This is a genomic window from uncultured Gimesia sp., assembly GCF_937919775.1.
GTDB lineage: Bacteria > Planctomycetota > Planctomycetia > Planctomycetales > Planctomycetaceae > Gimesia.
Map to the genome: position 1 here is coordinate 1 of NZ_CALFPF010000078.1, position 10,128 is coordinate 10,128.

Here is a 10,128-nt window from a genome sequence, read left to right on the forward strand (position 1 = left end):
GACGTCGATCCCGCACAGATGGTGGGGATTTCGGCCGGCCTGATTCCGTTCCTTGAGCACGACGATGCAAACCGCGCATTGATGGGATCGAACATGCAACGGCAGGCCGTGCCTCTGTTAATTTCAGAACCGCCGCTGGTTGGGACTGGCATGGAAGTGGCTGTCGCGCAGAACTCAGGTATGGTTGTGCGGGCTGAGAAAGCCGGCAAGGTGACTTATGTTGATGGAAACGTCGTTGAAGTCAACGGTAAGAAATATCACCTGCGAAAATACGAAGGACTTAATGAACGAACCTGTCTGAATCAGACTCCTTCAGTAAAAATGGGAGATATGGTCAAGAAGGATCAGATTCTCTGCAATAGTGCTGCCGCTTCGGATGGACTGCTCGCACTCGGACGGAATGTACTGGTCGGCTTCATGTCCTGGGACGGTTATAACTACGAAGATGCGATTATTCTTTCAGAGCGTCTGGTGAAGGAAGATGTTTACACATCGATTCATATCGACGAATTTGATGTGGAAATTCGTGAAACAAAACTGGGGCGTGAAGAATTTACGCGTGATATTCCCAACGTCAGTGAAAAAGCTTTGCGGTACATTGGTGAAGACGGAATTATCAAAGTGGGAACTCGTGTTCGCCAGGGAGATATTCTGGTCGGAAAGGTTTCACCGAAAGCCAAAGCGGAACTGACGCCGGAAGAAAAACTGCTGCATGCCATCTTTGGTCGTGCAGGTGAAGATGTGAAGAACGAATCGTTAGAGGCTTCCAGCGGTGTTGAAGGCATCGTCATTCATACCGAAAAATTTGCCCGGCGGATGAGCCTGACCGATTTTGAACGCAAGAAGTATGACGAAGAACTTAAGCAGGTCGAAGAAAAGGGCAATCAGGAAATTGCCGGCGAGTTCCGTGAGTTTCTGAAGACTTTCGAAGCAGCTCTGGGGCAACCCCTGGTTGACGATGATGGTCGTAAGATTCGCGAGATTACTGAAGATAAGTTTGTCTCTCAATACGCTCATGATTTTCTGTCGCATCTGGATAACCTGGATATTCGCAGCCCGCAGAAAAAAGCGGATTGCCGGGCCATCATTGAAGAGGCATGGCCGCTGATCGAAGACGTGATTGATACCTGTGATCAGCGCGTCAACAGTATGAAACGCGGCGAAGAATTACCCAATGGTGTGCTGCAGATGGTGAAGGTCTATGTGGCTTCCAAGCGGCAAATTTCCGTAGGGGACAAGATGGCCGGTCGTCACGGAAATAAAGGGGTGATCTCAAAAATATTGCCGATTGAAGACATGCCCTTTACTGAAGACGGCACTCCGATTGACATCATGTTAAATCCGCTGGGGGTTCCCAGTCGTATGAACGTGGGTCAGATTCTGGAAACCCATCTGGGCTGGGCTGCCGAAAAACATGGATTCCGCGCTGTCTGTCCGGTCTTTGACGGGGCAAAGGAATCATTGATTATGGAATATCTGGAGAGCTGCGGTCTGCCGGCTGATGGCAAGGCACAGTTATATGATGGTCGTACGGGAGAGGCTTACGAACAGAAAACGACTGTGGGTCAGATTTACATGTTGAAACTGCACCACCTCGTGGATGATAAAGTTCATGCCCGTTCGACAGGTCCTTACTCGCTGATTACACAGCAGCCTCTGGGTGGAAAAGCCCGGTTCGGTGGTCAACGATTTGGGGAAATGGAAGTCTGGGCTCTGGAAGCGTACGGTGCAGCTTACATTCTGCAGGAACTCTTAACAGTGAAGAGTGACGATGTCGAAGGCCGTACTAAGATTTATGAATCAATGGTAAATGGTGAAAATACATTGGAAGCGGGTACGCCAGCCAGTTTTGATGTATTAAACAACGAAATTCGTGGACTTGGTTTGAATCTACAGCTGGAAAAAAATCCCGGTTGATGCTTTTTCCGTCGGAAATGGAATGCGGCGTCAAAAGTGAAGGTTTCTTTTTCAGGATCAATGTCTGATCATAATTAGTTCAGAAAATAAGGAGCGTGCACAGTGAGTGTTGCACAGACAGCTTACGAGCGGATTAACGATTACGGTTCGGTAAAAATTGGTTTGGCCAGCCCACATGACATTCGGAGCTGGTCATTCGGCGAAGTGAAAAAACCAGAAACGATTAACTATCGAACCTATCGACCAGAACGCGATGGTTTATTCTGCGAGCGAATTTTTGGTCCTGAAAAAGACTGGGAATGTGCCTGCGGAAAATACCGGGGCATGAAATACAAAGGGATGATCTGCGATCGTTGCGGCGTCAAAGTAACTCACAGCCGCGTCCGCCGCAAACGGATGGGGCATATTGAACTTGCTGCGCCGATCGTGCATATCTGGTTCTTCAAATCCATGCCCAGCCGCCTGGGTGCGCTGTTGAACATGAAGACGACTGCGCTGGAAAAGGTCGTTTATTTCCAGGATTACGTCGTGACTGATCCGGGGGACACACCTCTGGAAATGTGCCAGACGATGACCGAAGAAGAAGCACGGCAGAACCAGGCCAAGTATGGTCCCGGTTCGTTTGAAATCGATATGGGTGCAGAAGCGGTTAAAAAACTGCTGATGAATCTGAATCTCGTGGAGATTTCTGAACGGCTTCGCAAAGAACTGTTCGAAACAGCCAGCCAGCAAAAACGCAAGGACTACATCAAGCGTTTGAAAATTGTCGAGTCGTTACGGGACAGCGATAACCGTCCTGAATGGATGGTTCTGGATGTGATTCCCGTGATTCCTCCGGACCTGCGTCCGCTGGTTCTGCTGGATTCTGGAAACTTCGCGACCAGCGATTTGAATGACCTTTACCGCCGCATTATCAACCGCAACAACCGGCTCAAGAAACTGGTTGACCTGAATGCGCCGGAAGTCATCGTGCGTAATGAAAAGCGCATGCTGCAGCAGTCTGTAGACGCTTTGTTTGACAACAATCGTTGTAAACGTCCCGTGCTCGGTTCTTCCAACCGGCCGCTGAAATCCCTGACCGATATGATCAAGGGTAAACAGGGGCGATTCCGTGAAAACCTGCTGGGTAAACGTGTCGATTATTCTGCACGAAGTGTGATCGTGGTTGGTCCGGAACTGAAGCTTCATCAGTGCGGTCTTCCCAAGAAAATTGCACTGGAACTGTTTCAGCCATTTATTATTCGTCGTCTGAAAGACAGCGGTCATGCTGATACCATCAAGTCGGCAAAAAGAATGCTGGAGCGTAAAGATGAGGATGTGTGGGATATTCTGGATGAAGTCATTCAAAACCACCCCGTGCTTCTGAACCGCGCACCGACATTGCACCGTATGGGAATTCAGGCTTTTGAGCCGATTCTTGTGGAAGGGAACGCGATCCGCATTCACCCTCTGGTGTGTACCGGATTCAATGCTGACTTTGACGGTGACCAGATGGCGGTTCACTTGCCGCTTTCGATTGAAGCTCAGGTGGAAGCGACCACTTTGATGCTTTCCACCAACAACATCTTCAGCCCTTCCGATGGTGCACCGATTATTCGTCCTTCACAGGATATCGTGATGGGTTGTTACTATCTGACCCTCAAAAAGCCTGATCGTATGGGTGAGGGAATGATTTTCTCCGGTGTGAGCGAAGTGCATGCCGCGTTTCAACAGCGGAAGCTGGATCGGCATGCCATCATCAAGGTTCGTATGCCCTCTGATCGTCGGATCAAAGGAGACGGGGCAGATGAGTTCAAGGTAGGCGGCCTGGTTGAAACGACCGTGGGGCGCGTGATCTTCAACGACATCCTGCCTCGGAAAATGGCCTTCTATAACCTGACTATGAAAGGCCGTGACCTTTCCAACGTGATTTCCGACTGTTATCTGGAACTCGGGCGGCGCGAAACGATTAACCTGCTCGATAAGATGAAAGAAACAGGGTTCCGGGAATCCACGCTGAGTGGTCTTTCATTCGGAACCAGCGATTTGAAAACGGCTCCGAACAAAGCCAAGGTAATCGCCGAATCTGAAAAAACCGTTCTGCAAAAGACCAAGCTTTATGAGCGCGGTCTGATTACAGCGGAAGAACGCTATAACCAGGTGCTCGATACCTGGACTCACGCTCGTGAGCAGATTACGACTTCCATGATGCACGAACTGGAAAATGACTACCGTGATAATGGCAGATATGTGAACCCGATTTATCTGATGTCGAATTCCGGTGCCCGTGGTGGTATCGAACAGATGCGTCAGTTGGGTGGTATGCGTGGGTTGATGGCCAAGCCGAGTGGAGAAATTATTGAAACTCCGATTAAGGCAAATTTCCGTGAAGGACTGACCGTACTAGAGTACTTCAGCTCGACACACGGTGCCCGTAAGGGATTGGCCGATACCGCTCTGAAAACCGCAGACAGTGGATACCTGACACGCAAACTGGCCGATATCTGTCAGAACGTGGTTGTGACAGAACATGACTGTGGTACCACAGAAGGAATGACGCGCGGCGTTGTTTATCGTGGCGAAAAAGTGGAAATGAGTTTGACCGACGCGATCCGTGGTCGTGTCAGTCGAACCAACATTGTCGATCCGATTACCGACGAAGTGATCGTACGCGAAAATGACCTGATCACCGTGGAAATTGCACGTCGGATTGAAGCCATGGGTCTGGAAAAGATTCAGGTCCGCAGCCCGATGACCTGCGAATCCTCGCTGGGTCTTTGCCGATTGTGTTACGGTATGGACCTTTCGACAGGCTCGCTTGTGGAAGAAGGGCTGGCTGTCGGGATTATCGCCGCACAAAGTGTGGGAGAACCTGGTACCCAGTTGACGATGCGTACTTTCCATATCGGCGGAACAGCGTCCCGCGAAGTGGAAGAAAATGAAATTCGCACACGTCGCGCCGGTCGCGCTACGTTTGCCCGCATCCGATCTGTGGTCAACAGCGAAGGTCTCAGCGTGATCCTGACGCGAAACGGCGAAGTTCTGATCAACGACGTGAAAGGTCGCGAGCTGGAACGTTATACGATTCCGAACGGTGCGACTTTGATGGTCAATGAAGGGGACGAACTGAAAGAAGGTCAGGTGATCTGTCAGTGGGACCCACACTCCATTTCCATTCTGGCGGAAGTTGGTGGTCGCGTTCGATTCGAAGAATGTGTCGAAGGCAAAACCATTCGCACAGACAAAGACCCCAGTGGTCACATTCGTCGTTCGATTATTGAACATAAAGGGGAATTGCACCCGCAGATCATCATCGAAGATGGCACCGGCAAAATTCTGGACTTCTATTACCTTCCTGAAAAGGCAAGTATCGAAGTGGATGAAGGCCAGCAGATTACAGCAGGTACGGTGGTTGCCAAGAACCCACGTGAATCTTCAGGTACTCAGGATATTACCGGCGGTCTGCCTCGTGTGACCGAGTTGTTTGAAGCCAGACGGCCTAAAGATCCATCCGTTTTAGCCGAAATCGACGGTGAAGTGGAATTTGTTCCGGAAAAGAAACGCGGAAAACGTATCGTGATTGTCCGCGGCGAAGATGGAACCGAAGTAGAACATGTCATTCCTCACGGGAAGCATTTGCTGGTTCACGCGGGTGACCTGGTGAAAGCCGGCGATGCTCTGGTTCGCGGTCCTCTCGTACCACACGATATTTTACGCGTCAGTGGTACGGAAGCAGTGCAGCAGTATCTGTTGCACGAAATCCAGAACGTGTACCGTGCTCAACGTGTGACAATCGATGACAAGCATCTGGAAATCATTATTTCCCGCATGTTAAGTAAAGTGCTTGTGGAAAAAGTGGGCGATACGAATCTGTTGCCGGGCATTGTGCTCGACAAATTGATCTTCCAGAAAATCAACGAAGAAACCATCGCCTGCGTCAAAGTGGTTGATGCCGGTGATACTGACTTCCAGCCAGGCGACCTTGTTCCGATGGCGACGATTGAAGAAGTGAATGCCCAGGTGGAACTGGCAGGACAGGCTCCAGCCAGCTTTACGAAGCCTAAGCCGGCGTCCGCCAGCTCGCAGCTGCTGGGGATTACAAAAGCGTCCGTCCAAAGTGAAAGCTTTATCTCGGCTGCCAGCTTCCAGGAAACAACGAAGGTACTTACCGAGGCGGCTCTTGCCGGTCGTGTCGACTATCTCGTTGGATTGAAGGAGAACGTGATTCTTGGTCACCTGGTGCCGGCAGGAACTGGATTCTATCAGCATCAGAATGCAGAGGTTCGGATTCGTCCTGAAGCTCTCGAAGAGTTGAAGGCAGAAAAAGAACGAATTCTGGCAGCTCGGATGAGTCTTTTGAATGAGATTCAGCCTGATAAACCTGTCCCGTTAGGGGGCGGTCAAGGAGCCGGAGAGTACGGCCAGGGGGGATTGGATTCCTCAATGGAAAGTATGCCTCCCAGTCCGAATCCGTATGATGAATAATTGAGGGCGGGAGAGCCTGATTCTCTGCAATGAGTCCGTAAATGGACTTGGTGTGAGACTTGACGGATCTGGTTGGGCTGGATACATTGTCCCGTTCCTCGCTCTGGCGACAGGTGTAATATTTGTGTGAAATAGGTGGTCATTTGTATTTTTGGCCACATGTGAATAAAGTGTTTATTGTAGTTCATGATTTGAACGAAGATGGGTTATCTCGATGCCAACGATTAATCAGTTAATTCGTAAACCAAGAAAAAAGCCGGTTTCCAAGAGCAAAACTCCTCTGCTGGAAGGTTGCCCTCAGAAGCGTGGGGTCTGTTTAAATGTGAAAACAGTCACGCCGAAGAAGCCGAACTCCGCGTTACGTAAAGTCGCGCGTGTCCGCCTCTCGAACGGGAAAGAGTTGACCGCCTATATTCCAGGGGAAGGTCATAACCTGCAGGAGCACTCGATCGTGCTGGTCCGCGGTGGTCGTGTTCGCGACTTGCCTGGTGTGCGATATAAAGTGATTCGTGGTGTGCTCGATACACTTGGTGTGAGCGATCGTCGTCAGGCACGTAGCCGTTATGGTACAAAACGCCCTAAGTAGGCGCTGTTTTTAATCGATTTTCAAGTATTTGATTATACCAGTCAGTGTCCCGTCCGGGCATTGAATTAAAGTTAGAGGAAATGTTGCAATGGGCAAGAAGTTTACAGCCAGTGTGTCACAGCTAAAACCGGATCCACGGTTTAATTCAATGCTGGCTTCGAAGTTTGTGAATTGCCTGATGCATGATGGCAAGAAAAGTGTTGCTCAAGGCGTTTTTTATTCAGCCTTGGATCGCATTAAGGATCGGCTGCCCGATGTGGAACCGATCGAAGTCTTTACGCAGGCAGTAGAGCATGTGAAGCCAGGTGTTGAAGTTCGGTCTAAGCGCGTCGGTGGAGCTACCTATCAGGTGCCGACACCGGTCAATTCCAAGCGTCAGCAGACCCTGGCAATTCGCTGGATTCTGGCTGCGATTCGCGGGAAAAAAGGGCGACCGATGGATATCCGCCTGGCAGATGAGATTTTGTCTGCTTATAAGCGTGAAGGTGCTGCCATGACGACTCGCGAAAATATTCATCGTATGGCCGAAGCAAACAAAGCGTTTGCCCACTTTGCTTTTTCTCGCTAAGGCGATTGATTAAATTATCAAGACGCACTGGTATGGTTTTTATGCCATTACTTCGTGCGTCTTTTTTTATAGGCATTGAGTCCTGATACGGGTTTTTCAATGATCCCGATTCGGGTAGGTTTGTGTTAGTGTCATTTGCCGTTGCGAGATAGTTTTTCAAATAGGGTTGTAGAATAAGATGTCAGGTTCGATAGACAAGATCAGAAACATCGGAATCATCGCTCATATTGATGCGGGTAAAACGACAACGACCGAGCGGGTTTTGTTTTATACCGGCACATCTCATCGCATGGGAAATGTTGATGAAGGCACTACCACTACGGACTTTGATGAAGAAGAAGCCCGGCGAGGCATTACGATTTACTCGGCCGCGATTACCTGTCACTGGAAAGGGTATTCGATCAACATCATCGATACTCCGGGCCATGTTGATTTTACTGCAGAGGTCGAGCGCAGTCTGCGCGTTCTGGATGGTGCGGTTGTGGTTTTCAGCGCTATGGAAGGTGTTGAGGCGCAGAGTGAAACCGTGTGGCGTCAGGCGGACAAATACAACGTACCACGCATCTGCTTTATTAATAAGATGGATCGCATCGGGGCCAGCTTCATTCGAACATTTCAGGAAATTGAAAAGCGGCTGTGTGCAAAGCCTGTCGCGCTGCAGATTCCCATTGGTGAAGGATCCACGTCAGTGGATGATTCGTTCCGGGGGGTCATTGATTTAATTCAGATGCAGGCGCTGTATTATGATTCGGAATCAAAAGGGGCCCGCTTCGAAGTGAAAGAGATTCCGGATTCGTATCTGGAGCAGGCCCAGGAGTGGCGCGCAAAATTGCTGGAGACCGTTGCCGAGCTGGATGACAAAGTGCTTGAGCAATACTATGAAACAGAGGATGTTTCCGAGGCGGATATTCTTCGCCTGCTGAGAGAGGCGACTTTGCGGGGAGATTTGCAGCCCACGTTTTGTGGTTCGTCTTTGAATTATATAGGTGTGCAGCCTGTGCTGGATGCGGTGGGAGACTATTTGCCCAGCCCGCTCGATCGCCCGCCTGTAGAGGGAATTAATCCTCAGCCGAAAAAGAAGAAGGGTCAGCTCGAAGACGAGCATGAGACGCGATCTACTTCGGCGGACGAGCCGATGTGCGGGCTGGTGTTCAAGATTCAGGCGGACAAACATGGCGATTTGTGCTTCGTTCGCGTTTATTCCGGTCAACTGAAAAGTGGCACGCGTTTGCTGAATGCACGCACCGGCAAAAAGGAATTGATCAGCCAGCTTTGGCGTGTGCACGCGGATGTCAGGGAGAAAGTGGAAACAGACTGTATCGAAGCAGGCGATATCGCCGGAGTGATTGGTCCTAAAGAGGCGGTCACGGGAGATACCTTGTGTGATATTCAGCATCCCATTCTTCTGGAAAGCATCTCGTTTCCGGAAACCGTGATCTCGATGGCGGTAGAGCCTGAGTCGAGTGCCGACCGGAAAAAACTGGAAGAAACGTTGCATAAACTTTCCAGGCAGGATCCCACATTTAAGGCGGTTCCGAATGAAGAAACAGGGCAGACAATTGTTTCCGGAATGGGAGAGCTGCACCTGGAGGTGTTGCGGAACCGTATGCAGAAAGAGTTTAACTTGAGCGTGCGTGTGCATAAGCCGCGCGTCAGTTATCGTGAAACGGTGATGGCGCCGATTGAAAAAGAAGTGGAGTTCAGCCGCCCCTCTGCAGGCGGGAATCTTTATTTTAAAGTAAAATTGCGGCTGGAACCTTTTAAGGGTGAGACTCCCGTTTCAGTAATCAGCAAGCTGAAGCCGGGTGAGTTTGATCCCGCGCTGCACAAGGTGATGATGGAGACGTTGCGGATGGGAATCGAAGGGGGAGGTCAGGTTGGTTTTCCCTTGATCAATGTGCAATTCGTTGTGCTGGATGTGCATTCGCGGGAGGGGGAGACGAATGAAGCTGCGGTAGAGGCTGCGGTCTCGGAAGCGCTGCATGGCTGCATCATGGATTCCAAGATTCAATTGCTGGAACCGATCATGAAAATGGAAGTGGTGACGCCCGATGAATTTCGCGGAAATATTCAGGCCGACCTCAGTTCCCGGAATGCGGCTGTTCTGAATAGCGAGTGGCGCAGTGATTTGTGTGTGATGGAAGTTGAGGCGCCATTATCGCAATTGTTTGGCTATTCCACCCAGATTCGCAGTCTTTCGCAGGGCAGGGCTTCGTTTTCGATGGCTCCTTTGAAGTACGCCCCGGCACCTGCCAGCGTATTAAAAGAGATGATTGGATAATTTTTAAAAAATCATAGTGTTCAACGCTTGGTATCCTGTCACCGAGTGTGTAAGTTGTGCCCTCTGCAAATTTGCGGACGAATTGTCCGGTTTTCAAATGAACAGTGCCTGGCGAGCTTTACCAAAGAGAATGTCAGAATTTCGAAAAAAGCCCTCGAAGCTTTCTTCGGTTCGTTGACAAGAGATGAAGGTCTCATTAGTATTGCTCGCTTCCCCGCTCGGAGAAGGTGTCTAAGCAGGGTGAGAGTCTAATTTTAGTGAAGGAAATTATTGGTGGCCGTTGCGAGTCAAGAGCGAATTAGAATTCGCATG

5 protein-coding genes are annotated in these 10,128 nt (G+C 50.0%); all 5 read left to right on the forward strand.

Annotated features, from left to right (window positions below; genetic code table 11):
• Nucleotides 1-1,917 (forward strand): DNA-directed RNA polymerase subunit beta (gene rpoB / locus Q0294_RS02035; RefSeq protein ID WP_299460376.1); only part of this gene is annotated, 1,917 nt, incomplete at its 5' end.
• A 102-nt stretch (nt 1,918-2,019) separates the two neighbouring features.
• Nucleotides 2,020-6,381 carry a DNA-directed RNA polymerase subunit beta' gene (rpoC, locus tag Q0294_RS02040; protein ID WP_299460378.1) on the forward strand — a complete coding sequence of 1,454 codons (4,362 nt, stop codon included), beginning with the start codon at nt 2,020-2,022 and terminating at the stop codon, nt 6,379-6,381.
• A gap of 214 nt (nt 6,382-6,595) precedes the next feature.
• Nucleotides 6,596-6,967, forward strand: a complete 372-nt coding sequence (gene rpsL / locus Q0294_RS02045) for a 30S ribosomal protein S12 (protein WP_299460380.1) — start codon at nt 6,596-6,598, stop codon at nt 6,965-6,967.
• A gap of 88 nt (nt 6,968-7,055) precedes the next feature.
• The gene (gene rpsG / locus Q0294_RS02050; protein WP_299460382.1) at nt 7,056-7,535 is read left to right on the forward strand and encodes a 30S ribosomal protein S7; all 480 of its coding nucleotides are present in this window, start codon (nt 7,056-7,058) and stop codon (nt 7,533-7,535) included.
• A gap of 178 nt (nt 7,536-7,713) precedes the next feature.
• Nucleotides 7,714-9,816: an elongation factor G gene (gene fusA / locus Q0294_RS02055; RefSeq protein ID WP_299460384.1), complete on the forward strand. Its 2,103-nt coding sequence runs from the start codon at nt 7,714-7,716 to the stop codon at nt 9,814-9,816.
• The last annotated feature ends 312 nt before the right edge of the window (nt 9,817-10,128 follow it).